Genomic DNA, 25256 nt, shown 5'->3' with positions numbered 1-25256 from the left:
GGGAATTAAGGTACAGGCGGCTGGGCAAAGGCAGCCCGATTTTTTGAAGGAGACTGACGATGAGCAAGGGCAGCAATTTCTGGGTGATCGGCGGCGAGTTCGGGTCGATGAACTTCCACAAGCTCGTCGAAGGCTCGGCCCAGGTCCGCGGTCCGTTCAAGACCCGCAAGGAAGCCGAAGAGTGCTGGAAGGAAGTCTCGGAAGAGAGTCGCCACAAGGCCGGCGTGCGCTTCTCCATCGTCGAGGAGCCGTCGCGGGTTTCGGCCTGAGCGCCAGAATTTTCAGAGCTAAGAAAACGTCCAAGGACGGCGGCCCCATCCGGTTTCATCCGGGTGGGGTCGACCGCTTTTGGGACAGCGTCAGGTCTTTGATTTGGGGATAAGTGGCGGTCTAAGTGCTTGGGAACCAACGCCCTTTGCGGACATCTTGGTTGCTGATAGGTTAATGCGCAGGAAACCCGTCACCACGAGACCGTAAGGCATGTCCGATCCGCAGAACACCGGCAGCGAGGCGCGCGAGATGCGGCCGACGCTGCGAGAGGCGTTGCGACGGGCGCGGATCGAGGCGGCCGATCGCACCGGTGTCGTCGTCGAGTTGCGCGACGCCGAGGTGGCGCGGCTCGAGATCCTCAACGATGCGCTCGATCCGCTGTTCGCGCAGGTGCCGGACAAGGTCGATCTGTTCGACCGCGGCATCAGCCAAGGCGAGACGCCGCGGCTGTGGATCGACGTCGTCGCGCATGTGCTGATGGGGCGCGACAAGCGGATCTACCGCTTCGTGCAGGACACGAGGTTCGGCCGCATCGTGCTCGCCGAATCGCATGACGTGGCCGCGATCGTCGATGCCGTCACCGATTATGTCGCGCGCCGCCTGATCGAGCGCGAGCATGCGATGGTGGCAACGCCGCTTCCGGTTGCCGAGCCGCCGGCGCCGCCGCCCGTGCCGGTGACGCCGGCGAGGCGCCGCGGCGGGATCGGCATGTTCGTGTTCGGCTTCGTCATGGGCGCGCTCGCGCTGTTCGGTCTCGCGCTGTATGCGAGCTTGCAAAACTTCTAGCCGCTCGAGGGGCGGGGGCATCGTGGTCATAACACCCGCCTCGGCATTTTTCGGCGTCCTGGCGGCGGCCGCGGTGGTCGGCAGCGCCGTGCTGTTCGGCAAGTGGCAGAAATTGCGGCGCGCCGAATACATCCGCACTTTTCACTGGCCCGCGGGCCTGTTGGCGCGGCTCGAGAAGCGTCACCCAGGCTTTACCCGCAAGGACAGCGCGCTGGTCTCGCGCGGCCTGCGGCAGTTCTTCCTCGCCTATCTGATGAGCGGCAAGCGCTACGTCTCGATGCCGTCGCAGGCGGCCGACGACCTCTGGCACGAATTCATCCTCTACACCCGCGAATATGACGCGTTCTGCCGCCGCGCCTTCGGCGGCTTCCTGCATCACACCCCCGCGGTCGTCCTGGTGAAGGAGCGGCGCAGGAGCAATGAGGGGCTGCGCCGGGTCTGGTGGTACTGCTGCAAATACGAGAACATCGATCCGGTCAGGCCGACCCGGCTGCCGCTGCTGTTCGCGCTCGACGCCAAGCTGAACATCGCGAACGGCTTCATCTATCACACCGACTGCGAGGCGCTGCGCCGCAGCGGCATCGGTGGCAGCAGTCCCTATTGCGGCGGCGATTTCTCCGACTCCTCGATCGACGGATCGTCAGCCGGCTTCGGCGATGCCGGCAGCGACGGGAGCAGTGGCAGCGATGGCGGTGACGGCGGCGGCGATGGTGGCGGCGGTGACAGCGGAGGCGGCTGCGGCGGTGGGTGTGGTGGCGGCGGGGGCGGCGATTAGGCTAGTCGTGCTTGCTTCAATTCGCGAATGCCGGCGTGATCGCCGAGCCCGCGCACGGTCTGCTCGCAGCGCCAGCCATTGCCGTCACGCTCGATCGTGAACAAATTGTAGGCCGCCGCCGGATAGTGCTTGCGCGCCAGCGCCGATGCCGACGGCACGCCGATCGCCGGGATCTTCCGCTCCGGGCCGTCGAACCACATCGTCGAATGGACGTGGTCGTGGCCATGCAACACCAGCTCGACGCCGTGGCGCCTGAGCAGCGCCAGCAGCTGATGCGAATCGGTCAGCCGCTTGGCGCGGCCGTCGGAGTGCAGCGGGTGATGCACCAGGAGGACGCGGAAGGCGTCCTCCTGCGACAGCTGCGCGAGGATCGCATCAAGCGCATCGAGCTGGGGATGGCCGAGCCAGCCGGTCGCCATCAGCGGCGGCGTCGGCACCGCCGAGGAGACGCCGATCAGTGCCACCGGCCCGCGGCGGCGCACGAACGGAAAATGCGTTGCCGCGCCGTCGGCGTCGCCGCGCAGGTAGTCGCCGAAATGACTGACGAAGCGATGCCGGGTCGCGCGCACATAGGCGTCGTGGTTGCCGGGGACCACGGTGACGTCGGCAGGCGAACCTACCTCCTCCAGCCATTGCCGGGCCGGATTGAACTCGGCATCCAGTGCCAAATTGACCAGATCTCCGGTCACGGCGATGTGGTCCGGCTGCTGCGCCTGCATGTCCGACACCAGCGCATCGAGCACGTCGCGGCGGTGATATTTATGACGGTTGCGCGTCCAGTTCAGGTAGCCGAAGGCGCGCTTGCCGGCCAGATCGCGCAGCCGCGCCGCCGGCAGCGGCGGCAGATGCGGGTCCGACAGATGCGCGAGGCGGAACGCCGCCATCATGCGATTCCCTTCGGATTGTCCGCGAAAAGTGGCCGGCAGCCGGTCATGTCGTGCTATCCCGAACGTCCTGCCCTGTATTGGCAAGAGCCGCGCAGGCGCGCAAGGATCAAAGCACGGATCAAGCACCATGATGTCGAGGGTTCAGTGACGGTCCTGCTCGATTTACGCAAGCGCTACGAGCCGCAGATCAGATGGGTGTTTCATTTCTACTGGCGGCTTGTCCGCAGCATGACGCTCGGGGTCCGTGCCGTCGTGCTCGATGCCGACAACAGGGTGTTCCTGGTCAAGCACAGCTACGTCCACGGCTGGTATCTGCCCGGCGGCGGGGTCGAGGTCGGCGAAAGTTTTATCGAGTCGCTGCGGCGCGAATTGGAGGAGGAGGGGCGGATCGAGCTCAAGGGCGAGCCGGTGCTGCATGGCATCTTCCACAACAGCCACGTCTCGCCGCGCGATCATGTCGCGGTCTACGTCGTCAGGAACTACCGGCAGGACCGCCTGCCGGAGCCGAATCGCGAGATCGTGGCCTGCGGCTTCTTCGATCCGGCTGATCTGCCTGACGAGACCACCCCGGGCACGCGGCTGCGGATCGCGGAGGTGCTCGAGGGCAAGCCGCCGACGGCGACATGGCGGTGATGGACCGCGCCCGCGCCAGATGCTATCCCGCGCCCCACAATGACCGAATTGTCCCTGACCATCCTGCCCGAGACCCCGAAAGACGCCCAGGCGATCGAGCGTCTGCACGAGCGCACCTTCGGGCCCGGCCGCTTCGTGCTCAGCGCCTACCGGCTGCGCGAGCATGTCGATCATCTGCTCGATGTCTCCTTCACGGCGCGGATCGGCACGCTGCTGGTCGGCTCGGTGCGCCAGCTGCCGGTCACGATCGGCGATACGCCGGCCCTGATGCTTGGGCCGTTGACGGTCGAGCCGCCGTTCCGCAGCCGCGGCGTCGGCCGTGCGCTGCTCGAGCGTGCGATCAACGACGCCCGCGCCAAGGGCCACCGCCTGATCGTGCTGGTCGGCGACGAGGCGTACTACGCGCGGGTCGGCTTCAAGCCGGTCCCGAAGGGACGAATGACCATGCCCGGCCCGGTCGATTACAGTCGCCTGCTTGTCATGGAACTGGTCGACGGCGCGGCCGAGGGCGTGTCCGGGCCGATCCAGCCGGACTGGAGCAAGGCGATCTGACATCCGCGCGAGCGGTGCCGGAACGGTTGCGCACCATCGGAAACTGAAGCACAGTTGAGGCAAGCGCCGGGACAAGACCGGCGCATGTCATATCAACAGGGAGAGTGCGCGCCATGATCAAAGTCAGTGTGATGTATCCGAACAATCCAGGCGCACGCTTTGATCACGACTATTATCGCGACAAGCACATGCCGCTGGTGAAGGCGCGCCTCGGCGACGCGTGCAAATACTACACCGTCGACAAGGGTCTCGCCGGGGGCGCGCCGGGGCAACCTGCAACCTATGTCGGAATGTGCCACATCTTCTGTGACTCGGTTGAGGCCTTCGCGGCCGGCATGGGCAAGCACGCCCAGGAGATCTTGGGCGACATCCCGAACTACACCGATCAGCAGCCGGTGATCCAGATCAGCGAAGTCGTTGTCGGCCACTGATCGTCCAGACCGAGCAGGTTACGCAGCTCCCTTCAGAGACGCTCGTAGCCCGGATGGAGTGAAGCGAAATCCGGGATCAGTCTCACCGCGGGAGCAGTCCCCCCGGATCGCGCTGCGCTTCATCCGGGCTACGTGATCGCAAATTCCCTCTGCCGCTGGCGGCAGAGGGATACGCACGTCTCAGAACTTCAGGTTGGCGAACGCCCGTATGCCGAGGCCCGGCATCAGCACCTCGTCCTTGGTATAGGAGACGGAGTTGCGGATGTTCTGGTTGAGCAGGTTGTTGCCGACCAGACCAAGCGTCATCTCGCGCGCGCCGATCCATGACGAATTCAGCTTGGTGTTGTAGGTGATCTCCGCGTTGAGGAGATTGTAGCCCGCGGTCGGGGTCTCGCCGATGACAGCGATGTCGTTCTGCGCGAAGGCGTGCACCAGATTGATGCGGGTCAGCCAGTTGCTGTCGCGCCAGTAGAAGCCGCCGCCAAGCCGCATCGGTGGAATCCGCGGCACGTTGGTGCCGTCGGTGAAGGTGGCGCGCACCACGTCGAACTGGTTCTCGATGCCCCAGATGCCGCCGTTGAGCGGGCCGATGTCGAGCTGGCTCTGGAACTCGGCGCCGCGGAAGATGGCGTCACGCTGCGAGTAGCGCGCCTGGTTCAGTTCGAGGCCGGGGCCGAGCTGGCACGCACTCTCGTCACACGTGTTGCCCGTCAGCCGGCGGAATATGAAGCCGTCGAACCTGGTGTAGTAGCCGGTGAGTTCGAACCGCAGCGGTCCGGTCGCCCGCCGTAGTCCGATCTCGATCGATTTTGCGGTTTCGATGCCGAGATTGGGATTGCCGATGTCGAACGTGGCGGTCGCATCGTGTGGGCCGCGCGAGAAGAGCTCGGCCGGTTTCGGCGCGCGTTCGACGTATTGGGCGGTCGCGCTTGCTACCAGATCCCACGGCAGATTCTGGATCAAGCCGATGCTGCCGCTCTTGGGTGTGAAATTCGGATTTTGCGGTGTCGCTGGACCGATGCTTGCGGGGTCGGTGGCCACGTCGAACACGGGGGGAATGAAGGCCGGCGTTGTGCCGGAGAGATCGACGTGTTCGATCCGCCCGGCAATCTGCGCCTTGGTGGTGTCGGTGAACTTCAGCTCGTTGAACACGTAACCGGCGACCCTGTTGTTCTTGTTGGGGTCCCATAATCCGTTGAGCGGGCTGGTCGGATCGTCCGGGCTTGGTGCGGTCAATTCCTGGTGCCCGCCCTGCAGGCCGAATGCCGTGGTCACGGTGGCGAAGCGCGCGTTGAACGGCATCATCTGCACCTCGACGCGCGCCTCCTGCTCCTTGTTGGTGAAGGTCTGTCTCACGCCGTCGCTCAATGGATCGGTCGGATCGGCAAGGCCAATCTCGTTGTGCCGATAGTCGGTCGCGCCGACCCAGAACCGCACGGCGTCGATCGCCTCGGCATCGGGCCGGTACTCGCCCTTGACCGCGATCTTGGTCTGGTGCGCGTCGATCCGGGTCTGGTGATCGGTGCCGTCGATACCGGGGATGTGGTAGAGCGAGTCGTTCTGGGTGATCGCCGCGCCGATAAAGCCGCCCTGGAAGAAATAGGAGGCGCCGACCGACGCGCCGTCCGACTGCGTCGCGGAGTTCGGCTGGCGGCCGTTGAATGGCTGGCCGGGCACAAATAAATAGGGATAGCTCGGGATACTGTAGTCGCTGGTGGTGCGGCCGTAGACGTCGGCATGCACGGCGACATTGTTGCCGCCGGCGTCCAGCAGCATGCCGCCGTCGACGCCGCGATTGACCGAACTCACCGACGTGCGCGTCTCGACATTGAGGCAACCCGGGCCGCCGACATCGGCCAGCGGCGCCTTCACCGGCAGCCCGTAGGATTGGAACGGCGCCGCCGCGCAGGTCGGCATCGCGTCGGGGATGCGGTTGTTGGTGGCGCTCACGACGCCGCCGATCGAGGTCGAGCCGTAGCGCAGCGCGGCCGGGCCGCGCACCACCTCGATCTGATTGGTCGAGAGCGGATCGATCGGCACGAAATGATCCTCGCCGAGATCCGAGGCGCCGCCACCGCCGAGACCATTCTCGACAATGCCGACGCGGTTGACGTCGAGGCCGCGGATGATCGGCCGGCTGGATGCGCCGGGGGCGAAGCTCGATCCGGTGATGCCGGGCTTCGAGAACAGCAGATCGCCAAGCGTGGCGGCGCCTGAGCGCCGCAGTTCCTCGTTCGGGATCACGGTGACGGTGGCGAACTGGTCGGTGACGACAGGCAGCACGCCCTGCTGCGGTGCCGGTGCCGGTGGAGCGGGCGCCGGTTGCGCCGCGGCGGTGCGTTCGCGGCTGCGGCTCGGCGCAGCTCGGACAACACGGGTCGGCGTGCGCGTCGGCGCAGTCCGGTGCCGCTGGATCGGGCTCGGCGCCGTCACGGTGATGTCAGGCAGTTGCGTCGGCGTCTCCTGGGCCAGCGCGCCGCTACTCATTGCGCCCAGCAATAGCCAGCTCGCGCTCCCGATGTGGAATGCTCGTTTCTTCTGAAGTGTCATTGTCCCGATCCAAGTCCCGATCCAGGCCCGTCGAAATGACGGATCGATCCCGATTTGCCCCGCTGGAGCAGGCCGCATGTGACGGCCGTCCGCTCAGGGCGTGCAGCAATCAGTCGATGTCAGGACAGGGGAGGTGCGCGGGAGCGGAAGGCCGCCGGCGCCGATTTCAGATGGGCGAATTCGGCATTGGTGGTACGGAACAGAAGCTCGATGGCTTCCGGCAGCAACAGCACCGGCGGCGCCGTGAACAGCATGCTGCTCGCGAGCGAGATGACGGCGCAGATCGCGCAATTGTCGGCCGGATGCCGGTCGTTGTCGGGATTGGCGGGCTGTGGCGTCCCGGTCACCTGGACCGCGAGGTCCGGCGTCGCCGAGGTCCCGATATAGGCGAGATCGACCAGCGACAGCCCGGTCTGGACCGCGGGCGCCGCTTGCGCAGCCGCGATCGGATGGAAATGCCCGAACGACAGCATGAACTGGACGGCGAGCGCGAACAGCGCCAGCCGCGAGCCAGTCTTGATGTGTCGCCGGAACCACTGCATGCCTGATGACGCCCGCCCAATCGGGAGCGCATCAACATCCCAGCGCCCCGATGTTACATTATAACATCGGATGGCATGCGCGATGTCAACCGGCGTTCAGACAAACCGTATCGATGCATTGCCTGTGTGTGCTTGATGCAACGCAGACGTGAGCCCGGCCGGGCTCAGCGTCCCTCGCGCAGCCATGTTGCCGCGAATGCGCCGAGCAACAGCAGCAGGCCGACCAGGCCGGCGAACATCGGCAGCACGCCGACACCCTTGACGACGCTGGCGTCGCGCATCTTGACGCCGAGCCAGCCGTCGCCGCGGAAGATCGAGGAGGAGCGCACCGGCACGACGCGCGGCATGTCGAGGCTCGAACCGTCGACGATGCGCCGGGCGTCGCCGCCGGTTGCCTGCGCCAGCGGCTTCAGCATGTCGGTGGTCGAGGTGACCTCCGAGAATTCCTTTGGGTTGGTCGGGCCGACATTGATTAGCGCCTTCAGCGCGCCGTCGGTGGCCTGCCACAGGCCGAGTTCGTTGGCGGGCAGCGTCGCGCGCCACTCGCCGGGATCGCCGGCGGTGAGCGTCAGTTCATGCGTGGTGCCGCTCGGCGACGTCACGGTGACCGGCGACACGGTGTCGGCCATGGTCTGGCGGACCACCATGAGATCCTTGCCCTGCACCTGCATGCGCAGCGCCTCTTCATCGAGGTCGGGCTGCTTCATCAGCCAGTGCGACACCCGCCGCAACAAATCGAGATGCGGGCCGCCGCCCTCGTAGCCGCGCGCCCACAGCCAGATGTGGTCGGAGAGCAGCAGCGCGACGCGGCCTTCGCCGAAGCGCGACAGCAGCAGCAGCGGCTTGCCGTCGGCGCCGGTCATGACCGGCGGATTGATCGCGTTGCGGGTATCGACGGTGCGGAAGAACCGGCTCCAATGCGGCGGCTCGGCATTCGAGCCTTCCAGCCCGCGCGTCACCGGATGGCGCTTACCGGCATCGCTCAGATGCGCGTAGAACGGCTTCTCGGTCACGCCGACCGGTTCGGCCGGCAGCACGGAGTCCAGCGGCGTGCGCCAGATGCTGGTGGTCGAGGCGTAGTCGGGACCGGCGGACACCAGCACCGCGCCGCCGGCGCGGACATAGCGCGCGATGTTGTCGAAATAGGCGATCGGCAGCACGCCCTGGCGGGCGTAGCGGTCGAAGATGATCAGCTGGAATTCGTTGATCTTCTGCTGGAACAGCTCGCGGGTCGGAAATGCGATCAGCGACAGCTCGTTGATCGGCGTGCCGTCCTGCTTCTCCGGCGGCCGCAGAATGGTGAAGTGCACGAGATCGACGCTGGGGTCGGACTTCAAGAGGTTGCGCCAGGTGCGCTCGCCGGAATGCGGCTCGCCGGACACCAGCAGCACGCGCAGCTTGTCGCGCACGCCGTCGATCGCGACCACGGCGCGGTTGTTGACCGGCGTCAGCTCGTTCTCGAGCGGCGAGGCCTCGATCTCGACGATGTTGGGCCCGGCGTGCTTGATGTCGATGTCGACGCTCGAAGTCTGGCCGCTGGTCAGCGTGCGCTCGTTGATCACTTCGCCGTCGCGGCGGATCGTGACCTTGGCGCGCTCGCCGGTGACACCCTGGTCGTCGAGCCGGAAGGTAATGGTCTGGGTCTGGCCGACGATGCCGAAGCGCGGCGCGGCGGTGATCGCGATGCGGCGGTCGCGCTCGTCCTTGCGGCCGGTGATCAGCGCGTGCACCGGCGCCTGGAAGCCGAGCGCCTGGGCGTTGGCGGGAATGTCATGCACGCGGCCATCGGTGATCATGAAGGCGCCGGCGACGCGCTCGACCGGAACGTCCGACAGCGCCGACGTCAGCGCCCCGAACAGCTTCGTTCCGTCGGTCTCGCCATCGGCCTGACCGGCCTCGACGACGCGGACCTCGAGGCCCTTGATCTGCTTCAGGCTGTCGACCAGCGCCTGCCGCGCCTTGTCGGTCTCCTGGTTGCGCGTGCCGAAATTCTGGCTCGGGCTCTTGTCGACCACGACGGCAGCGACCGAGGACAGCGGCTCGCGGTCCTCGCGGGTGAAGGAGGGATTGGCCAGTGCCAGCAGGATCAGCGCCAGCGCCGCGACCCGCACCGCGGCGCCCCGCGCGCGCGACACCAGGAGCAGCACGGCAATGACGACGATCGCGCCGAGCGCGAGCCACAGCACGAGCGAAGGAACCAGCGGTGTGAACGCGATGCCGTAGTTCATGACGTCACTCCGTCATTCCGGGGCGATGCGAAAGCATCGAACCCGGAATCTCGAGATTCCGGGTCTGGTCCTTCGGACCATCCCGGAATGACGGTGTTGGCAGCTGAAGCACTTGCATCTCTATTGTCCCAGCCGCTCGATCAAGGCAGGCGCGTGCACCTGGTCGGCCTTGTAGTTGCCGGTCAGCGTGTACATCACGATGTTGACGCCGGCGCGGAAGGCGAATTCGCGCTGGCGCGGTTCGCCCGGCGTCAGCGGCAGCATCGGCTGGCCGTCGGGGCGGATCGCCCAGGCGCCGGCGAGGTCGTTCGACGTGATGATGATCGGCGAGACGCCGTCGCCGCCGCGCGCCGGGCGCTGCGCAGCCTCGTCGTCGTCTTCGCGCGGCAGCGCCTCGACCCAGGTCTGGCCGGAATTGAAGCGGCCGGGGAAGTCGCGCAGCAGATAGAACGTCTTGGTCAGCACGTGCTCGCGCGGCACCGGCTCGAGCTCGGGCACGTCGAGGGTCGACAGCAATTCGCGCAGCGTCTGCATGCCGGGCGTTTGCGATGAGCCGTTGTCCCCCGGCGGCGCTTCGACGGCGTCACGGGTATCGAAGATGACGGTGCCGCCCTGCTTCATGTAGGCGTCGATCTTGTTGATGGCGTCCTGCGGCGGCTTCGGCGCGCCCGGCACGATCGGCCAGTAGATCAGGGGGAAGAACGCCAGCTCGTCGCGCGCGGGATCGATGCCGACGGGATCGCCGGCTTCCAGCGCGGTGCGCTGTCCGAGGAACAGCGTCAGTCCGGACATCCCCGCCTTGACGATGGAATCGACGTCGGCATTGCCGGTCACGACGTAGGCCAGCCGCGTCTGCGACACCGCCTTGATGGCGAAGTCGTCGCTGCTGGCGTTCTGCGCGCGGCTCGGCGAGGGCACCATCGTGGTCGCAAGGATGAAGGCCAACGCGAGCACGGCCGGTGCCGCGCGCCGCCGGATCAGCGCGGCAAGGCCGCCGCCGAGCATGGCCACCACGATCGCATCGAGCAGGAACAGCGCCAGCGCCGTCGACAGCATGATGCCGCGCAAATCGCGCGGCTCGGCGTTGGTGTAGCTCGCACGCGTCGCGCGCAGGGCCGAGGTGTCGAGCGGCGCGATGCGATCGGCGGAGGCGAGCGTGTTGACCGCGATCGGGCTCTCGGCAGTGCCGTAGAAGCCGGGCGGATGGTCGGCCGTGCCGCGATCGCGATAGTCCGCCGACATCGGCTTGGCGCTCGAGGGCGGCGGGCCGAAGATGCCGAAGCCGTCGAGTGTGCGCAGCGGCGCAACCGTCTCGGCATTGGGATCGCTGGCGACGCCGGGGCCGGGCTTCGAGGTATAGCCGGACATGTCGATCAGCCGGCGCAGCATCTCGACGAAGGTGCCGGACATCGGCAGATCCGACCAGCGCATGTCGGCGCCGACATGGAACAGGCTGACCACGCCCTTGCCGCGACGCTCGCCGGTGACCAGCGGCGTGCCGTCCTCCAGCGAGGCCCAGCTCTTGGTCGAGAGCACGGCGTCGGGCTCGGCCAGCACCTGGCGGTTGACGGTGATGTCCTTCGGCACGGTGAGGCCCGAGAACGGGCCATCGGCGGCGAACGAGGCCATGTGCTGCGGCTTCTCCCAGGTCAGGCTGCCGCCGAGCGTGCGTCCGCCGCGGCGGAGCTTGACGGGAACGAGGTCGTCATCGGCCTGGGCGAGGCGCGGACCTGCGAAGCGCACCAGCACGCCGCCCTGCTCGATCCAGGCATTGAGCCGGTCGCGGATCTCCGGCGACAGCGTGCCGACGTCGGCCATCACGATCATCGGCAGCCGCTGGTCGAGGAATTGCCCGATCACCTGCTGTGGCGCGCCGCGATCGCCGAGCCTGACATCGGCGAATGGCGATAGCGCGCGCGAGAGATAGAAGGTCGACGCCAACAGTGGCTGCGCGGTGTCGTTACTCGCACCCGAGACCACGCCGATGGCGCGGCGGCGCCAGCGCCGGTCGAGCAGCTGCACGGCGCCGGCCGAATGCTCGCCGGAAATTTCGAGCCGTGCGATGTCGTTGCGCAACTCGACCGGAAGATCGAAGGCGGCTTCGGTCTCGCGATCCTGCGGTCCGAATGTGTAGCGCGCCTCGCCGATCGGCGAGCCCTTGGCGTCGACCGCGCGCACCGTTCCCGCCGCGATGCCGCTCTCGGTGCGCAGCACCTTCACCGTCATCTTGGCGGCGGCGTTCTCGGCCGCGACCAGCGCCTGCGCCGACTGCGCTCCGCCCGCATAGATCGTCAGATTGCGGCTTTCGATCACCTTGCCGAGCCCCTCGGTGAATTCGCTGCCGCGTCCGGTGTCGACGCCGTCGGACAGCCAGGCGATGTCGCAGTCGCCGGTCGATTTGAGGAAACGTCCAAGAGCGCCGAGGGTTTCAACCCGATCGACCGAGTAGGGCTTCGGCGCGAGCTGGCGCAGCGCGACGCGCGCGGCGCCGGCCGGCATCAGCGTAATGTCGCGCGCGGGCTCGGACAGCGGCACCAGCGCGACGCCGCGGCGGTCGCTGTCGGCGTTGGCGATCAGTTCGTCCGCGGCCCTGATCCGCGCGTCCCAGCTCGAGGCCGCGCTCCAGCCGTCGTCGAGCAGGATCACCAGCGGCAATTTACCGGCGGCAACGCCGGTCTGCGGATTCCAGATCGGGCCGGCAGCGGCGAAGATGACGAGCGCGGCGGCGGCGAGCCGCAGCAGCGTCAGCCACCACGGCGTGCGCGACGGCGTCTCCTCCTTGGGCGCGATGTCGAACAACAGCCGCGTCGGTGGGAATTCGATCCGGCGCGGCCGCGGCGGCATCACGCGCAACAGCCACCACAGCGCCGGCAGGCTGACCAGCCCCAGCAGCAGCAGCGGTTCGGCGAAGGAGAGGGGGAGGCCTGCGATCATGCGCTGCGTCCCGCCTTGACTATTGAGCGGCCACCGCCCTTGCTCACCATCATGCCGGCATGCAGGAACAGCAGCAGCTCGGCCGCGGAGCGGCTGGTGGTGTGGGTCGAGAACAGCCAGTCGAGCCGATTGGTCTCGCCGCGGATCTGGTCGCGATGCAGCGCGACCCGGGCGACATAATCGCTCGCCCAGCTCTCGGCGCGGCCCGCGGTGATGACGCTGCCGATCTCCGGCTCGACGAATTCGACCCGGCCGGAATAGGGGAAGGTCTCTTCGGCGGGATCGACGACCTGGATCAGGGTGCCGTGCGCGCCGGAGGAGGAAAGCCCGGCCAGCATCGCCGTGATCTCCGTGATCGGCGACCAGAAATCCGACAACACGACGACTTCGGCCAGCGACGATGGCACGAAGGACGGCGGCAGGCTCGCGCGCGTCGTCTCGTCGTGCAACATCGCTTCCGCCATCTTGTCGATCACGTTGAGGCTTGCGGTCGGGTTCAGCAGGCCGGGAATGCCGACGCGTTCTCCGCCCGCAACGAGCAACTCTGCGAGCGCGAAGGCTACGATCAGTCCGCGCTCCAGCTTGCTGTCGCGCGCCTCGCGCGAGGCAAAGGCCATTGACGGCGAGCGGTCCGGCCAGATCCACACCGTGTGCGCGGCTTCCCACTCCTGCTCGCGGACATAGAGATGGTCGTCGCGTGCCGAGCGGCGCCAGTCGACGCGCTGCGACGGCTCGCCGGAGACGAAGCGGCGGTATTGCCAGAAATTCTCGCCCGAGCCGGCGCGGCGGCGGCCGTGCAGGCCATGGATGACGTTGGCAGCGACACGGCGGGCCTCAAGCACCAGACGCGGCAGCGATGCGGCGAGCGTTCGGCTTTCGCCATCGGCACGTCGAACCGCAAGGATCTCCTCGTTCTGGTGCCTGTTGTCTGCGGCCATCAACCGATCCGGGTCTTCAGTTGCTTGATCACGTCGGGAATGGTGCGGCCCTCGGCGCGCGCCGAGAACGTCAGCGCCATGCGGTGCTTGAGCACGGGCTCGGCGAGATCGAGCACGTCGTCGATCGACGGCGCGAGTCTCCCGTCGAGCAATGCACGGGCGCGCACCGCGAGCATCAAAGCCTGGCTGGCGCGGGGACCCGGGCCCCAGGCGATCAGCTTGCCGGCCTCGCCGCCCTCGGTGCCGGGACGCGCGGCGCGGACCAGCGTCAGGATCGCCTCGACCACGGAATCACCGACCGGCAGGCGCCGTACCAGACGTTGCGCGGTGAGCAACGTCTCGGCGTCCATCGACGGCTTGGCCGCGGCCTCTTCGGCGCCGGTGGTTTCGAACAGGATGCGCCGCTCGGCGTCGCGATCGGGATAGTCGACGTCGATTTCCATCAGGAAGCGGTCGAGTTGCGCCTCGGGCAGCGGATAGGTGCCTTCCTGCTCGAGCGGGTTCTGCGTCGCGAGCACGTGGAACGGCTTTGGCAAATCATGCCGCGCGCCGGCAATGGTGATGTGCTGCTCCTGCATGGCTTGCAGCAGCGCCGACTGGGTGCGCGGGCTGGCGCGGTTGATCTCGTCGGCCATCAGCAACTGCGCGAACACCGGACCTGCGATGAAGCGAAACGAACGCTTGCCCGCCGAGCTCTCGTCGAGCACTTCGGCGCCGAGAATGTCCGACGGCATCAGGTCGGGGGTGAACTGAATGCGCTTGGCATCGAGGCCGAGCGTGACGCCGAGGGTCTCGACCAGCTTGGTCTTGGCGAGGCCGGGCACGCCGATCAACAGCGCGTGGCCGCCGGACAGGATCGTCACCAGGGTGTTTTCGATCACTTGGTCCTGGCCGAAGATGACGGTCGAGACCGCTTCCTTGGCGGCCTTGATCTGGCCCGCGACCTGCTCGGCCGAACGGACGATCACATCCTCCAGTTTCTCGACGCTGTCTGCACCAGCCATTCGATCCGCTCCTTCTTGACGATGCGCGCACGTCGGCGCGTCGTCATCATCTGTCGTCATCTCGGCCCTCATGCTAAACCTGAGCGAAGGCCATGTATTCGTTGAATTAAACTATCCCCACCTTATCGGTGTTTCAGGGTATGAACGGCATCACGATGTGGCGAGGATGACATCCCGACCACATCTCAGGATATGTGCACCAAACGTGCCAGATTGAAGGTAGGAAACCTTAAGGCAAACAATGGCGAAGCAAGGGCAGAGCGATTCCGGCAGGGAAACTACGGGCCTCGGGAGCAAGGGTCTCGAAGGGCTCACCACGGCCGCCAATCAAGCTGCGACATCGGGTCCGGCCGGACGCAAGGGTCTGCCGCCGGTTCACCTGTGGAATCCGCCATTCTGCGGCGATCTCGACATGCGAATCGCGCCTGACGGCACCTGGTTCTACATGGGAACGCCGATCGGCCGCCCCGCGCTGGTGCGGCTGTTCTCCACGATCCTGAAGCGCGAGGACGGCAAGCACTTTCTCGTGACACCGGTGGAGAAGGTCGGCATCCGCGTCGATGACGCGCCATTCCTTGCCGTGGAAATGCAGACCGGGGAAGACGCGCGCGGCCGCCTGCTCAGGTTCCGCACCAATGTCGACGATTGGGTCGATTGCGAAAAAGGCCACGGCCTCAGATTCGAGGCGGCCGAGGACGGCGGATTGACGCCCTATCTGCATGTCCGCGCCGATTTGTGGGCCAAGGTCACCCGCGCGCTCTATTACGATCTGGTTGACATGGGCGAGCAGCGGATGGTCGATGGTCAGGAGATGTTCGGCATCGAGTCCGGCGGCGAGTTCTTCGCGATGGCCGATGCCAGTCAGGTGAGGGACGCACTTTGAACGAGCCGTTGCTGAAGGTGGAGCCGGCGACGATCAGCTCGACGGAATTCTTCGCGCGGGCCCGCACGCGGCTCACTTTCGATGTGCCGCCGGGCCTGGTCGATCCGCATATCATTCCGCGCACCGGAGACTCCGGCAACGACCGCATGCTCGAGATCGTGGCGCAGGAGCAGCCGGTGCGGCCGGCCGCGGTGCTGATCCCGGTGGTCGATCACCCCGAGCCGACCGTGCTGTTGACGCAGCGCTCACCCAATCTGTCGAGCCATGCCGGCCAGATCTCGTTTCCCGGCGGCAAGATCGACGCCACCGACGCCTCGCCGCTCGATGCCGCGCTGCGCGAGGCTTGCGAGGAAGTCGGACTGAAGCGGGAATTCATCGACCCGGTCGGCTATCTCGACCTTTATGGCACCGCGTTCGGCTTCCGCATTCTGCCGACGGTCGCCAAGGTGAAGCCGGGATTCACGCTTGCGATCAACGAGGCGGAGGTGGTCGATGCGTTCGAGGTGCCGCTCGCCTTCCTGATGAATCCCGAGAATCATCAGATCCACACCAAGGAATTCCGCGGCATGGACCGATCCTATTACGCGATGCCGTTCGCCGAGCGCTACATCTGGGGCGCGACCGCCGGCATCCTGCGCGTGCTGTATGAGCGGATCTATCTGTCATGATCCGCACGGTATTGACCGAGATCGGAATCTTTCTGATCCCCTTCGCGGTCTATGCCATCTTCCTCATCGCGACGCGGTCCGGCGTGACGCTGCCGGCGTCATGGCCGCTCGACATGATCGCAAAGCTGACGCTGGTGGCGCTGGTGATGGTCATCGTGAGCTTCGTGCTGCTGGCCGAATTGACTGGCGCGCCGCCGAATTCGACCTACGTTCCTGCCCATATCGAGAACGGCAAGCTGGTGCCGGGAGTTGAGAAATGAGCGAGGTGCGCCTGTTGTCCGACGCGCCATGGCTCGCTTCCGGGCCTGCGGCGCGCGTGCTCGGCCTGCTCAATGCCGACGGCGAGGAAGCGCGGGTGATCGGCGGGGCCGTGCGCAACGCCTTGATGCAGATTCCGCTCGCCGACATCGACATCGCCACCACGGCGCTGCCGGAGGAGGTGATCCGCCGCGCCAAGCGGGCGGGCATCAAGAGCGTGCCGACCGGCATCGAGCACGGCACGGTGACCCTGGTCGTCGACAGCCAGCCCTTCGAGGTGACGACGCTGCGCGAGGATACCGAGACCTATGGCCGCAAGGCCAGGGTGGCGTTCGGTCGCGACTGGGTGCGTGACGCCGAGCGGCGCGACTTCACCATCAACGGCCTGTCGGTCGACGCTTCGGGCGTCGTGCACGATCACGTCGGCGGCCTCGCCGACATCGAGGCGAGGCGGGTGCGCTTCATCGGCGATCCCGCGCAGCGGATTGCCGAGGACTATCTGCGCATCCTGCGCTTCTTCCGTTTCCATGCCGCCTATGGCGCGGGCGAGGTCGATCGCGCCGGCTATCTCGCCTGCATCGGCGGGCGCGCCGGTTTGAGCGGCCTGTCGGCCGAGCGGATCCGCATGGAGATGCTCAAGCTCGTGGTCGCGAACGGCGCCGCAAGTGCAGTTGTCGCGATGGGTGACGGTGGTTTGCTGCAGCCGCTGTTCGGCGGCGTCGCCTATACCGGGCCATTCGCGGCGATGATCGAGATCGAGCAACTGATGAAGCTCGCGCCGAGCGCGATGCGAAGGCTCGCCGCGCTGACGGTCGCCGTGACCGAGGACGCGCGGCGTATCGCCAGCCGGCTGCGGCTCTCCAACGCCGAGGCCAAGGCGCTCGATTCGATGGGCCATCGCTGGTGGCGCCTGCCCGGCATGGACGAGGCGCATGCCAGGCGCAGGCTGTACCGGCTCGACGAGGAGCCGTATCGCGACCGGGTGCTATTGGCCTGGGCGCGAACCGGCGCGGGCCGCGATGTCGATCAGTGGCGCGAGCTCGCCACGCTGCCAGAGCGCTGGCGCGCGCCGCACTTTCCGTTGCGGGCATCGGATTTCATCGCGCGCGGCATTGCCGAGGGACCGGCGCTCGGACATGTCCTGACCCTCGCGGAGGATGCCTGGTTGGCCGCGGACTTTCCGCTGGAGCCGAAGATACTGTCCGATATCGCCGACCAGACCGCGGCCCGTTTCACCCGCGACCATCGGCTTTGAATTCTCTTTGAGTTTTCTCTGAGTTTTCTCGCCGACGTCTCGATGCCGCCGTGATCAGCGGCGGCACGGTGACGATTGGCTGAACGACGATCGGTCGAACGTCGCATGGAGGCGATGCTGCCGGCATCTGCCAGTCAGCATCGCGCCAACGGATCTCACGCCGCCTTGCGCTTCTTCTTGCGGTCGCCGTCGTCGTCTTCGTCCTCGTCGTCCTCTTCTTCCGCGTCGTCCTCGTCTTCGTCGTCTTCCTCTTCATCGTCCTCCGGATCGAGCTCGGTCGATTCGAGTGCGACAAGCGGCAAGGTTTCGCGAAACAGATCGCCGTCCGTACCCATCCACAGGCACGCGACCTTGTCCTCGTCGATTTCGACGACCGTGATCGGATGGCCGCCGGACTTCAGCATGACAACATCGCCTGGTTTCAGTTCCATGATTTTCCCTCCGCGCTGGATGACGCGGGCGGCAGGCTAGCGACCGGTGATGACAGCCAAATCACGGCCGGCGCCAGCTTCAATGGAATTGACGTGGAAAACGGCCGCGATGCGCTATTTGCGCGCGGCAGGAACCAGTTCGCTCAGCGAGCGGATGATGCGGTCGGGCTTGATGGTCGATCCCGGCGGCAGCCCGACACCGTGCACGTCCATCCAGATCGCATAGATGCCAAGCCGCTGCGGCGCCACGACTTCCCACTCGAGATTGTCGCCGATCATCCAGGTGTCCGGTGCGGTGACGCCGAGCGCTTCCATCGCGTGCAGGTAGGCGCGCTCCTCCGGCTTGCCGAAGCCGTGCTCGCCCTCGATCTGGATGTGATCGAAACGATGGCCGAGCGCGAAGCGCTCGACCTTGGCGCGCTGCATGTCGGCGGCGCCGTTGGTGACCAGCGCGAGCTTGATGCCAAGCGCCTTCAACGCATCGATCGCTTCATGCGCGCCGGGGAAGACGAACATCTCCTCCTCGCGGTAGGCAGTGAAGCGATCGGCGATGCGGTCGGCGAGATCGTCGGGCAGCGCGCGGTGACCGGCCGCCGCAAGCGCCGCGAAGCCGCCCTTCACGGTGAGCCGCCGCGCCTCGCCGAGCTTGATCCGCCAGATCGGCTCGGCGGTCGACCAGAATTGCCTCGCGTAGGCCAACAGCGCCGTCGCGACCTGATCCGGGGGCAGGGGCGCCAGCTCCGCGGCGAACTCCGTGGTGATCGTGTTCCAGGCGATCTCGGGGCGTCCATAGGCCGACAGGATGGTGTCATCCATGTCGATCAGCATCGCGCGCGGCAGGTTCATCACGGCCATTTCACCTCCGGCGGCAGCGACGACAGGATCGAATCCACATTGCCGCCGGTCTTCAGGCCGAAGATCGTGCCGCGGTCATAGAGCAGGTTGAACTCGACATAGCGTCCGCGGCGGACCAACTGCTCGTCACGATCCTCCGCGCTCCAGGCGGCCGCGAAATTGCGCCGCACCAGGTCGGGATAGATCTTCAGGAAGCTGCGCCCGACGTCCTGGGTGAAGGCGAGATCGGCTTCCCAGTCGCCGCTGTCGTGCCAGTCATAGAAGATGCCGCCGATGCCGCGGGCTTCCTTGCGGTGCGGCAGATAGAAATACTCGTCGCACCATTTCTTGTACTTGTCGTAGTCGGCAACGCCGTTCGGCCCGCTGCACGCTTCTTTCATCGCGGCATGGAAGGCGACCGTATCGGGGTCCTCCTGGGTGCGTCGGCGGTTCAGCACCGGCGTCAGGTCGGCGCCGCCGCCGAACCACGCCTTGGTGGTGACGACGAAGCGGGTGTTCATGTGCACGGCGGGCACATTCGGATTGCGCAGATGCGCGATCAGCGAAATGCCCGACGCCCAAAATCGTGGATCGTCGGCGGCACCTGGAATCTGCGCGCGGAATTCGGGGGCGAACTCGCCGTGCACGGTCGAGCAGTGCACGCCGACCTTCTCGAACAGCCGGCCCTTCATGATCGACATCACGCCGCCGCCGCCCGGCTTGCCGGTGTGGTCGGTGCGGTCCCAGGGGGTCCGCGCGAACCGGCCGGCGGCGCCGGGATAAAGCGTGGACGGGGCGTCGTCCTCGAGCTTCTCGAAGGCCGCGCAGATGTCGTTGCGCAGCGCCTCGAACCAGCCGCGCGCACGCGCCTTGCGGTCCTCGATGATGGCGGGGTCTGTTGGCAGCATGACTAACCTTGCGGGCCGAAGTATGTGCAGCTCTCGTTGCAGCTGTCGCGATGGACGCTGACGCGGGTCAGCTTGCCTGCGTGTTGCAACCGCTCCCAGATGAAGCGCGACAGATTCTCCAGCGTCGGCACGCCGATCGCCTCGATCTTGTTCAGGAACTTGTGGTCGAGCGTCTTCTGCACCTCGGCCATCGCGCGTTCGAGCAGGCCGAGATCGACTACCATCCCGGTTTTCGGATCGGGCGTGCCGCGCACGGTGACTTCGGCGCGAAAGGAGTGGCCGTGAATCTCCTCGCTGGCGGTGCCAAAGGTCGTTCCGGACAGCGCGTGCGCAGCCTCGAACCGAAACGCTTTCGTCAATTCCCACATCTCGTTCAACAATCCGATTCTGTTAGTTCATCTAATCCCGAGCGTCTTGTGCGTCTGCACGCTAAGGCGCCACTGCGGGTGCTTCAGGCAATAGGCGATCGCCCGCTCGGTATTCTCGATCACGTCGGGGCCGTCCATCGGCTGCAGCGAGAAGCGCTCGAAGGCGAGGCCTGCGAAATCCTCCGGTGTGTTCTCCACCTGCGGATAGACCAGTTTGAGCTCGTGCCCCTTGCGCACCACGAGCTCGGCTGCAGCCTTGGGACTGACGCAGATCCAGTCGAGCCCGTCGGGCGGGACGATGGTGCCGTTGGTCTCGATCGCGATCGCAAAGCCGTGGCCGTGCAGGGCATCGATCAAGGCCGCGTCGACCTGCAGCAGCGGTTCGCCCCCAGTCAGGACGACGTAGCGGTCGGCCTCGCCTCCTGTCCATTGCGCGGCAATGGTGCCGCCAAGCTCTTCCGCGGTCGCATAACGGCCGCCCAGCGTGCCGTCGGTGCCGACGAAATCGGTGTCGCAGAACTTGCAGACAGCGCCGGCGCGGTCCTGCTCGCGGCCGCTCCAGAGGTTGCAGCCGGCGAAGCGGCAGAACACGGAAGCGCGGCCCGCATGGGCGCCTTCGCCCTGCAGGGTGAGAAAGATCTCCTTGACCGCGTAGCTCACCAAAAATCCCTTAAGTTGCCGAACCGGCAATTCCCGAACCGGCGCTTCCTGAACCGGTCTGCCGCAGCGCCTCGCCGACGGCCATGGCCGCCGTGACGGCCACATTGAGCGAACGCATGGTCGGCCGGATCGGAATCACCAGCCGCGCATCTGCGGCGGCCACCACCGCATCGGTCACCCCTGCCGTCTCGCGCCCGAACAGCAGGACATCGGAGGCCGTATAGGCGAAATCAAGATAGGATTTCGCCGCCCTTGTCGTGAACAGCACCAGCCGGCATCCGGCCTCGGCCCGCCATTCCTCGAATTTCGACCATGAGTCGTGACGCTTCAACCGCACATGGTCGAGATAGTCCATACCCGCCCGCCGGAAATTCCGGTCCGAGGTGTCGAAGCCCGCCGGTTCGATGATATGGGCTGCCACGTCCAGGCAGGCGCAGAGGCGCAGAATCGTCCCTGTATTCTGGGGAATGTCGGGCTGGAACAGCGCGATCTGCATGGTGCGGGCGGCCTGTGAAATCCGGATGAAATTGTCTCAATAAAACATCGCTCGGCGCGGATTTCGTGCATTGCACGTGTGCGAGCCGATAGCGGGCTTGCGCTCGTCCGGCAAGGGTGCCAATAGAACGATTCTGGACTGCTGTTCCGCCATTTGGGGTGGGGAATAGCGGTTTTCTGCCGCCGCGGGGGCCGCGGGCGCCGGCAGCCTTTCTTGGGGCGCGTCCTGCGTCTCCAGGGCGGTTCCACCGGCTGCAGAAAAGAAAGGGCTAGGAATCGTGACGACAGCGTCTTCGGCGGACCATCCGACACGCCGTGATTTTCTCTTTGTTGCAACCGGAGCTGCCGCCGCGGTCGGCGCAGCCGCCACCGTCTGGCCGCTTGTTGCGCAGATGAACCCGGATGCCGCGACGATCGCGGCCGGCGCGCCGATCGAGGTCGATCTTACGCCGATCGCCGAGGGCCAGGACATCAAGGTCTTCTGGCGCGGCAAGCCGATCTACATCAGCCATCGCACCAAGAAGCAGATCCAGGAGGCCCAGAGCGTGGCGCTGTCGAGCCTGCCCGATCCGCAGCCCGACTCGGCCCGCGTCAAGGCCGGCCACGACCAGTGGCTGGTTGTGATCGGCATCTGCACCCATCTCGGCTGCATCCCGATCGCCCATGAAGGCAATTACGACGGCTTCTTCTGCCCCTGCCACGGCTCGCAGTACGACTCCTCCGGTCGTATCCGCCAGGGGCCGGCGCCCGCCAACCTGGCGGTGCCGCCTTACGCCTTCCTTTCCGACACCAAAATCCAGATCGGCTAAGTCCCGGCCCCTCCGGGATTTCAGCTTCCACTTGGACCCATCGCGTCGTTTTTCTTCTTCAGGATCGCATCAATGAGCGGACCATCTGATTTCCAACCGAGCAACCCCGCCTTGAAGTGGATCGAACGGCGCCTTCCGATCTTCGGCCTGATCCACTCCTCGTTCGTGGCCTATCCGACGCCGCGCAACCTGAACTACTGGTGGACCTTCGGCGCCATCCTTTCGATGATGCTGGCGCTGCAGATCCTGACCGGCGTGATCCTGGCGATGCACTACACGCCGCACGCCGACCTCGCCTTCAAGTCGGTCGAACTGATCGTCCGCGACGTCAATTACGGCTGGCTGCTGCGCAACATGCATGCGTGCGGCGCGTCGATGTTCTTCTTCGCCGTCTACATCCATATGTTCCGCGGCCTCTATTACGGGTCGTACAAGGAGCCGCGTGAGGTGCTGTGGATCCTCGGCGTCATCATCTACCTCCTGATGATGGCGACGGGCTTCATGGGCTACGTGCTGCCGTGGGGCCAGATGAGCTTCTGGGGCGCCACCGTCATCACCAATCTGTTCTCGGCCGTGCCCTATTTCGGCGAGAGCATCGTGACCCTGCTGTGGGGCGGCTATTCGGTCGGCAACCCGACGCTGAACCGCTTCTTCTCGCTGCACTATCTGCTCCCGTTCGTGATCGCCGGCGTGGTCGTGCTGCACGTCTGGGCGCTGCACGTCGCCGGTCAGAACAACCCGGCCGGCGTCGAGGCCAAGACCGAGAAGGATACCGTTGCGTTCACGCCGTATGCGACGATCAAGGACATGTTCGGCGTGTCCTGCTTCCTGATCTTCTTCGCCTGGTTCATCTTCTACATGCCGAACTATCTCGGCGACGCCGACAACTACATCCCGGCGAACCCGGGCGTGACGCCGGCGCACATCGTGCCTGAATGGTACTACCTGCCGTTCTACGCGATCCTGCGTTCGATCCCGAACAAGCTCGCCGGCGTCGTGGCGATGTTCTCGGCGATCATCATCCTGTGCTTCCTGCCCTGGCTCGACAGCGCACGGACCCGTTCGTCGAAGTATCGCCCGCTGGCCAAGCAGTTCTTCTGGATATTCGTGGTGGTCTGCATCCTGCTCGGTTACCTCGGCTCGCAGCCGCCGGAAGGCATCTATGTGATCGCCGGCCGCATCCTGACGGTCTGCTACTTCGCCTACTTCCTGATTGTGCTGCCGCTGCTCGCCCGCATCGAGACGCCGCGTCCGGTGCCGAACTCGATCGCCGACGACGTGCTGGCGAAGAGCAAGGGCAGGGCCGCGACCGCGGCCTCTGTGATGCTCGCGATGGTCGTGGCCGGCAGCCTGCTCGTCGGCGGCACCCAGAACGCCAAGGCCGAGGAGGGTGGCAACGCGCCGCCGGCCCAGAAGTGGTCGTTCTCCGGTCCTTTCGGCACCTATGACCGTGGCTCGCTGCAGCGCGGCTTGAAGGTCTACAAGGAAGTCTGTGCCGCCTGTCACGGCCTGTCCTATGTCGCGTTCCGCAACCTCGCCGATCCCGGCGGTCCCGGCTATTCGCCGGCGCAGGCGGCGGCGTTCGCGTCCGAGTACAAGATCAAGGACGGCCCGAACGACCAGGGCGAGATGTTCGAGCGTCCGGGCCGCCCGGCGGATTACTTCCCGTCGCCGTTCCCGAACGAGCAGGCCGCGCGCGCGGCCAATGGCGGCGCGGCGCCGCCCGACCTCTCCCTGATCACCAAGGCGCGGTCCTACAAGCGCGGCTTCCCGCAGTTCGCGATCGACTTCTTCACCCAGTACCAGGAGCAGGGACCCGACTACGTCGACGCCATCCTGCAGGGCTTCGAGGACAAGGCTCCGGCCGGCGTCACGATCCCGGAGGGCTCGTATTACAACAAGTACTTCCCCGGCCACGCCATCAAGATGCCGAAGCCGCTGTCCGACGGTCAGGTGACCTTCGACGACGGCTCGCCCGCGACAGTCAAGCAGTACGCGCATGACGTCACCACGTTCCTGATGTGGGCCGCCGAGCCGCACATGGAGGAGCGCAAGCGGATCGGCATGCAGGTGTTCTTCTTCTTGGTCGTCTTCGCCTTCCTGATGTACTTCACCAAGCGCAAGGTCTGGGCCAACGCCCACTGATCTCGGGTACGGCATAGCGAGTTTGAAAAAGCCCCTTCGGGGGCTTTTTTGTTTGCAATCTCTCCGTCATTCGGGGCGATGCGGTAGCATCGAACCCGGAATGACAGTGTCGTCAATTGCGTCGGCCGCCGAGTGCGGACAAGATGCCGGCCAATCAGCCGGCAAACATTGCGGAGGAACTCATGGGTACCAGCATCAGCTTCAAGCGTCCGGACGGCAAGGATGCGTCGGGCTATCTCGCCAATGCGGCGCGCGGCAACGCGCCCGGTGTCGTGGTGATCCAGGAATGGTGGGGCCTGTCGGACCAGATCAGGGGCCTGTGCGACCGCTTCGCGGTGGCCGGCTTCGATGCGCTGGCGCCCGATCTCTACAAGGGCAAGGTGGTGCCGTATCACGACACCGACGCCGCCGGCAAAGAGATGAATTCGCTCGACTTCATGGACGCCACCACGCAGACGGTGCGTGGCGCCGCGCAGTATCTCGCCAAGAACGGCGCCAAGGTCGGCCTGACCGGCTTCTGCCTCGGCGGCGCGGTGACCATCATCGGCTCGGTGCACGTGCCGGAATTGACCGCGGGCGTCGTGTTCTACGGCATCCCGCCGGAGCAGGCCGCCAAGCCCGCCGATGTCAGGATTCCGCTGCAGGCGCATTTCGCCAACAAGGACGATTGGTGCACGCCGGAGCTCGTCAGCAATTTCGAGAAGGCGATGAAGGCCGCCGGCAAATCGCTCGAGCTGTTCCGCTATGACGCCGAGCACGCCTTCGTCAACGAGCAGCGCCAGTCGGTGCACGACCGCGAGGCCGCCGAACTCGCCTGGGGCCGCGCCACGGACTTCTTCAAGAAGCACCTGGGGTAAGGCGATTGCCAAAACCACCGGCGTCGTCCCGGCGAAGGCCGGGACCCATACGCCGTGGCTTTTGCAATGGGCACGCTGGCAGTCATCTCGCCAAATAACTAGGCCCTGTGGTTATGGGTCCCTCCTCCCGTGCGCAATTGCGCACTAGGCAGGGA

The 25256-nt window shown here is 66.0% G+C and carries 26 protein-coding genes; 13 read left to right on the top strand and 13 right to left on the bottom strand.

Features of this window, described 5'->3' with window-relative positions; genetic code table 11:
* Window positions 1-59 precede the first annotated feature (59 nt).
* The 3 genes from ACVIHF_RS27440 (at window position 60) to ACVIHF_RS27430 (ending at window position 1831) form a co-directional block, all read left to right on the top strand.
* On the top strand, window positions 60-269 hold the full coding sequence (locus ACVIHF_RS27440) for a DUF4170 domain-containing protein (RefSeq protein ID WP_016839740.1): 210 nt from the start codon (window positions 60-62) through the stop codon (window positions 267-269).
* A 211-nt stretch (window positions 270-480) separates the two neighbouring features.
* Complete coding sequence (locus tag ACVIHF_RS27435; protein WP_456792870.1) at window positions 481-1056, top strand: hypothetical protein; 576 nt, start codon at window positions 481-483, stop codon at window positions 1054-1056.
* Window positions 1057-1078: 22 nt separating this feature from the next.
* Window positions 1079-1831 carry a glycine-rich domain-containing protein gene (locus ACVIHF_RS27430; protein WP_456792869.1) on the top strand — a complete coding sequence of 251 codons (753 nt, stop codon included), beginning with the start codon at window positions 1079-1081 and terminating at the stop codon, window positions 1829-1831.
* Here ACVIHF_RS27430 and ACVIHF_RS27425 read toward each other — a convergent pair.
* Window positions 1828-2715 carry a metallophosphoesterase family protein gene (locus ACVIHF_RS27425; protein WP_456792868.1) on the bottom strand — a complete coding sequence of 296 codons (888 nt, stop codon included), beginning with the start codon at window positions 2713-2715 and terminating at the stop codon, window positions 1828-1830. The genes ACVIHF_RS27430 and ACVIHF_RS27425 overlap by 4 nt on opposite strands.
* A gap of 147 nt (window positions 2716-2862) precedes the next feature.
* Between ACVIHF_RS27425 and ACVIHF_RS27420 the strand changes: the two genes are divergently transcribed.
* The 3 genes from ACVIHF_RS27420 (at window position 2863) to ACVIHF_RS27410 (ending at window position 4334) form a co-directional block, all read left to right on the top strand.
* A complete protein-coding gene (locus ACVIHF_RS27420) occupies window positions 2863-3351 on the top strand; it encodes an NUDIX domain-containing protein (protein ID WP_016839736.1) in 489 nt (162 codons plus the stop codon).
* A 39-nt stretch (window positions 3352-3390) separates the two neighbouring features.
* Window positions 3391-3903 carry a GNAT family N-acetyltransferase gene (locus tag ACVIHF_RS27415; protein ID WP_456792867.1) on the top strand — a complete coding sequence of 171 codons (513 nt, stop codon included), beginning with the start codon at window positions 3391-3393 and terminating at the stop codon, window positions 3901-3903.
* Between the two features lie 113 nt (window positions 3904-4016).
* Entirely contained in the window at window positions 4017-4334 is a 318-nt protein-coding gene (locus ACVIHF_RS27410) for an EthD family reductase (RefSeq protein WP_028338624.1), read from the top strand.
* A gap of 180 nt (window positions 4335-4514) precedes the next feature.
* On the opposite strand, the gene ACVIHF_RS27405 is transcribed toward ACVIHF_RS27410, so the two are convergent.
* The 6 genes from ACVIHF_RS27405 to ACVIHF_RS27380 form a co-directional block, all read right to left on the bottom strand.
* On the bottom strand, window positions 4515-6884 hold the full coding sequence (locus ACVIHF_RS27405; RefSeq protein ID WP_456792866.1) for a TonB-dependent receptor: 2370 nt from the start codon (window positions 6882-6884) through the stop codon (window positions 4515-4517).
* A 119-nt stretch (window positions 6885-7003) separates the two neighbouring features.
* A complete protein-coding gene (locus tag ACVIHF_RS27400) occupies window positions 7004-7426 on the bottom strand; it encodes a DUF2946 family protein (protein ID WP_225158576.1) in 423 nt (140 codons plus the stop codon).
* A 164-nt stretch (window positions 7427-7590) separates the two neighbouring features.
* Complete coding sequence (locus tag ACVIHF_RS27395) at window positions 7591-9654, bottom strand: hypothetical protein (RefSeq protein WP_253607124.1); 2064 nt, start codon at window positions 9652-9654, stop codon at window positions 7591-7593.
* A gap of 120 nt (window positions 9655-9774) precedes the next feature.
* Window positions 9775-12585 carry a DUF4159 domain-containing protein gene (locus ACVIHF_RS27390; protein ID WP_253609896.1) on the bottom strand — a complete coding sequence of 937 codons (2811 nt, stop codon included), beginning with the start codon at window positions 12583-12585 and terminating at the stop codon, window positions 9775-9777.
* Window positions 12585-13526, bottom strand: coding sequence for a DUF58 domain-containing protein (locus ACVIHF_RS27385; protein WP_456792865.1), 942 nt, complete (start codon window positions 13524-13526; stop codon window positions 12585-12587). Before ACVIHF_RS27385 ends, ACVIHF_RS27390 begins: the two co-directional genes overlap by 1 nt.
* Entirely contained in the window at window positions 13526-14530 is a 1005-nt protein-coding gene (locus ACVIHF_RS27380; RefSeq protein WP_028333192.1) for an AAA family ATPase, read from the bottom strand. The genes ACVIHF_RS27385 and ACVIHF_RS27380 overlap by 1 nt, the downstream gene beginning before the upstream one ends.
* A gap of 241 nt (window positions 14531-14771) precedes the next feature.
* On the opposite strand from ACVIHF_RS27380, the gene ACVIHF_RS27375 reads away from it, so the two are divergent.
* The 4 genes from ACVIHF_RS27375 to ACVIHF_RS27360 are packed head-to-tail and all read left to right on the top strand — an operon-like array spanning window position 14772 to window position 17594.
* Window positions 14772-15413, top strand: coding sequence for a DUF1285 domain-containing protein (locus tag ACVIHF_RS27375; RefSeq protein ID WP_016839726.1), 642 nt, complete (start codon window positions 14772-14774; stop codon window positions 15411-15413).
* A gap of 32 nt (window positions 15414-15445) precedes the next feature.
* On the top strand, window positions 15446-16081 hold the full coding sequence (locus tag ACVIHF_RS27370; protein WP_371852161.1) for a CoA pyrophosphatase: 636 nt from the start codon (window positions 15446-15448) through the stop codon (window positions 16079-16081).
* Complete coding sequence (locus ACVIHF_RS27365; RefSeq protein WP_253607126.1) at window positions 16078-16341, top strand: DUF6111 family protein; 264 nt, start codon at window positions 16078-16080, stop codon at window positions 16339-16341. Before ACVIHF_RS27370 ends, ACVIHF_RS27365 begins: the two co-directional genes overlap by 4 nt.
* Window positions 16338-17594, top strand: coding sequence for a CCA tRNA nucleotidyltransferase (locus ACVIHF_RS27360; protein ID WP_456792864.1), 1257 nt, complete (start codon window positions 16338-16340; stop codon window positions 17592-17594). The genes ACVIHF_RS27365 and ACVIHF_RS27360 overlap by 4 nt, the downstream gene beginning before the upstream one ends.
* Window positions 17595-17749: 155 nt before the next feature.
* On the opposite strand, the gene ACVIHF_RS27355 is transcribed toward ACVIHF_RS27360, so the two are convergent.
* The 6 genes from ACVIHF_RS27355 to ACVIHF_RS27330 all read right to left on the bottom strand — a co-directional run bounded on the left by ACVIHF_RS27355 (window position 17750) and on the right by ACVIHF_RS27330 (window position 21291).
* On the bottom strand, window positions 17750-17998 hold the full coding sequence (locus ACVIHF_RS27355) for a DUF2158 domain-containing protein (RefSeq protein WP_225647785.1): 249 nt from the start codon (window positions 17996-17998) through the stop codon (window positions 17750-17752).
* A gap of 141 nt (window positions 17999-18139) precedes the next feature.
* Window positions 18140-18880: an HAD family hydrolase gene (locus tag ACVIHF_RS27350; RefSeq protein ID WP_283068709.1), complete on the bottom strand. Its 741-nt coding sequence runs from the start codon at window positions 18878-18880 to the stop codon at window positions 18140-18142.
* On the bottom strand, window positions 18871-19767 hold the full coding sequence (gene hemF, locus ACVIHF_RS27345) for an oxygen-dependent coproporphyrinogen oxidase (RefSeq protein WP_176937031.1): 897 nt from the start codon (window positions 19765-19767) through the stop codon (window positions 18871-18873). Before hemF ends, ACVIHF_RS27350 begins: the two co-directional genes overlap by 10 nt.
* 2 nt (window positions 19768-19769) lie before the next feature.
* Window positions 19770-20135, bottom strand: coding sequence for a 6-pyruvoyl trahydropterin synthase family protein (locus ACVIHF_RS27340; RefSeq protein ID WP_092126881.1), 366 nt, complete (start codon window positions 20133-20135; stop codon window positions 19770-19772).
* Between the two features lie 27 nt (window positions 20136-20162).
* Complete coding sequence (queE, locus tag ACVIHF_RS27335) at window positions 20163-20795, bottom strand: 7-carboxy-7-deazaguanine synthase (RefSeq protein ID WP_456779282.1); 633 nt, start codon at window positions 20793-20795, stop codon at window positions 20163-20165.
* Window positions 20796-20805: 10 nt separating this feature from the next.
* On the bottom strand, window positions 20806-21291 hold the full coding sequence (locus ACVIHF_RS27330) for a tRNA (cytidine(34)-2'-O)-methyltransferase (RefSeq protein WP_456779283.1): 486 nt from the start codon (window positions 21289-21291) through the stop codon (window positions 20806-20808).
* Between the two features lie 277 nt (window positions 21292-21568).
* Here ACVIHF_RS27330 and petA point away from each other — a divergent pair, with 277 nt between their 5' ends.
* From petA to ACVIHF_RS27315, 3 genes are all read left to right on the top strand, one after another.
* The gene (gene petA / locus ACVIHF_RS27325; RefSeq protein WP_016839713.1) at window positions 21569-22099 is read left to right on the top strand and encodes a ubiquinol-cytochrome c reductase iron-sulfur subunit; all 531 of its coding nucleotides are present in this window, start codon (window positions 21569-21571) and stop codon (window positions 22097-22099) included.
* Between the two features lie 72 nt (window positions 22100-22171).
* Window positions 22172-24244, top strand: a complete 2073-nt coding sequence (locus ACVIHF_RS27320; RefSeq protein WP_026193258.1) for a cytochrome c1 — start codon at window positions 22172-22174, stop codon at window positions 24242-24244.
* Window positions 24245-24426: 182 nt separating this feature from the next.
* Window positions 24427-25101 carry a dienelactone hydrolase family protein gene (locus ACVIHF_RS27315; protein WP_092085947.1) on the top strand — a complete coding sequence of 225 codons (675 nt, stop codon included), beginning with the start codon at window positions 24427-24429 and terminating at the stop codon, window positions 25099-25101.
* Window positions 25102-25256 lie beyond the last annotated feature (155 nt).

Source organism: Bradyrhizobium sp. USDA 4506 (assembly GCF_054058795.1).
This window is presented reverse-complemented; position numbering and strand designations above follow the sequence as displayed.

Excerpts from the sequence above, each read along its gene's own strand:
- ACVIHF_RS27440 (WP_016839740.1), top strand. The coding sequence starts at position 60 with ATGAGCAAGGGCAGCAATTTCTGGGTGATCGGCGGCGAGTTCGGGTCG.
- ACVIHF_RS27435 (WP_456792870.1), top strand. The coding sequence starts at position 481 with ATGTCCGATCCGCAGAACACCGGCAGCGAGGCGCGCGAGATGCGGCCG.
- ACVIHF_RS27425 (WP_456792868.1), bottom strand. The coding sequence starts at position 2,715 with ATGGCGGCGTTCCGCCTCGCGCATCTGTCGGACCCGCATCTGCCGCCG.
- ACVIHF_RS27415 (WP_456792867.1), top strand. The coding sequence starts at position 3,391 with ATGACCGAATTGTCCCTGACCATCCTGCCCGAGACCCCGAAAGACGCC.
- ACVIHF_RS27410 (WP_028338624.1), top strand. The coding sequence starts at position 4,017 with ATGATCAAAGTCAGTGTGATGTATCCGAACAATCCAGGCGCACGCTTT.
- ACVIHF_RS27405 (WP_456792866.1), bottom strand. The coding sequence starts at position 6,884 with ATGACACTTCAGAAGAAACGAGCATTCCACATCGGGAGCGCGAGCTGG.
- ACVIHF_RS27400 (WP_225158576.1), bottom strand. The coding sequence starts at position 7,426 with ATGCAGTGGTTCCGGCGACACATCAAGACTGGCTCGCGGCTGGCGCTG.
- ACVIHF_RS27395 (WP_253607124.1), bottom strand. The coding sequence starts at position 9,654 with ATGAACTACGGCATCGCGTTCACACCGCTGGTTCCTTCGCTCGTGCTG.
- ACVIHF_RS27385 (WP_456792865.1), bottom strand. The coding sequence starts at position 13,526 with ATGGCCGCAGACAACAGGCACCAGAACGAGGAGATCCTTGCGGTTCGA.
- ACVIHF_RS27380 (WP_028333192.1), bottom strand. The coding sequence starts at position 14,530 with ATGGCTGGTGCAGACAGCGTCGAGAAACTGGAGGATGTGATCGTCCGT.
- ACVIHF_RS27375 (WP_016839726.1), top strand. The coding sequence starts at position 14,772 with ATGGCGAAGCAAGGGCAGAGCGATTCCGGCAGGGAAACTACGGGCCTC.
- ACVIHF_RS27365 (WP_253607126.1), top strand. The coding sequence starts at position 16,078 with ATGATCCGCACGGTATTGACCGAGATCGGAATCTTTCTGATCCCCTTC.
- ACVIHF_RS27360 (WP_456792864.1), top strand. The coding sequence starts at position 16,338 with ATGAGCGAGGTGCGCCTGTTGTCCGACGCGCCATGGCTCGCTTCCGGG.
- ACVIHF_RS27355 (WP_225647785.1), bottom strand. The coding sequence starts at position 17,998 with ATGCTGAAGTCCGGCGGCCATCCGATCACGGTCGTCGAAATCGACGAG.
- ACVIHF_RS27350 (WP_283068709.1), bottom strand. The coding sequence starts at position 18,880 with ATGGCCGTGATGAACCTGCCGCGCGCGATGCTGATCGACATGGATGAC.
- hemF (WP_176937031.1), bottom strand. The coding sequence starts at position 19,767 with ATGCTGCCAACAGACCCCGCCATCATCGAGGACCGCAAGGCGCGTGCG.
- ACVIHF_RS27340 (WP_092126881.1), bottom strand. The coding sequence starts at position 20,135 with ATGTGGGAATTGACGAAAGCGTTTCGGTTCGAGGCTGCGCACGCGCTG.
- ACVIHF_RS27330 (WP_456779283.1), bottom strand. The coding sequence starts at position 21,291 with ATGCAGATCGCGCTGTTCCAGCCCGACATTCCCCAGAATACAGGGACG.
- ACVIHF_RS27320 (WP_026193258.1), top strand. The coding sequence starts at position 22,172 with ATGAGCGGACCATCTGATTTCCAACCGAGCAACCCCGCCTTGAAGTGG.
- ACVIHF_RS27315 (WP_092085947.1), top strand. The coding sequence starts at position 24,427 with ATGGGTACCAGCATCAGCTTCAAGCGTCCGGACGGCAAGGATGCGTCG.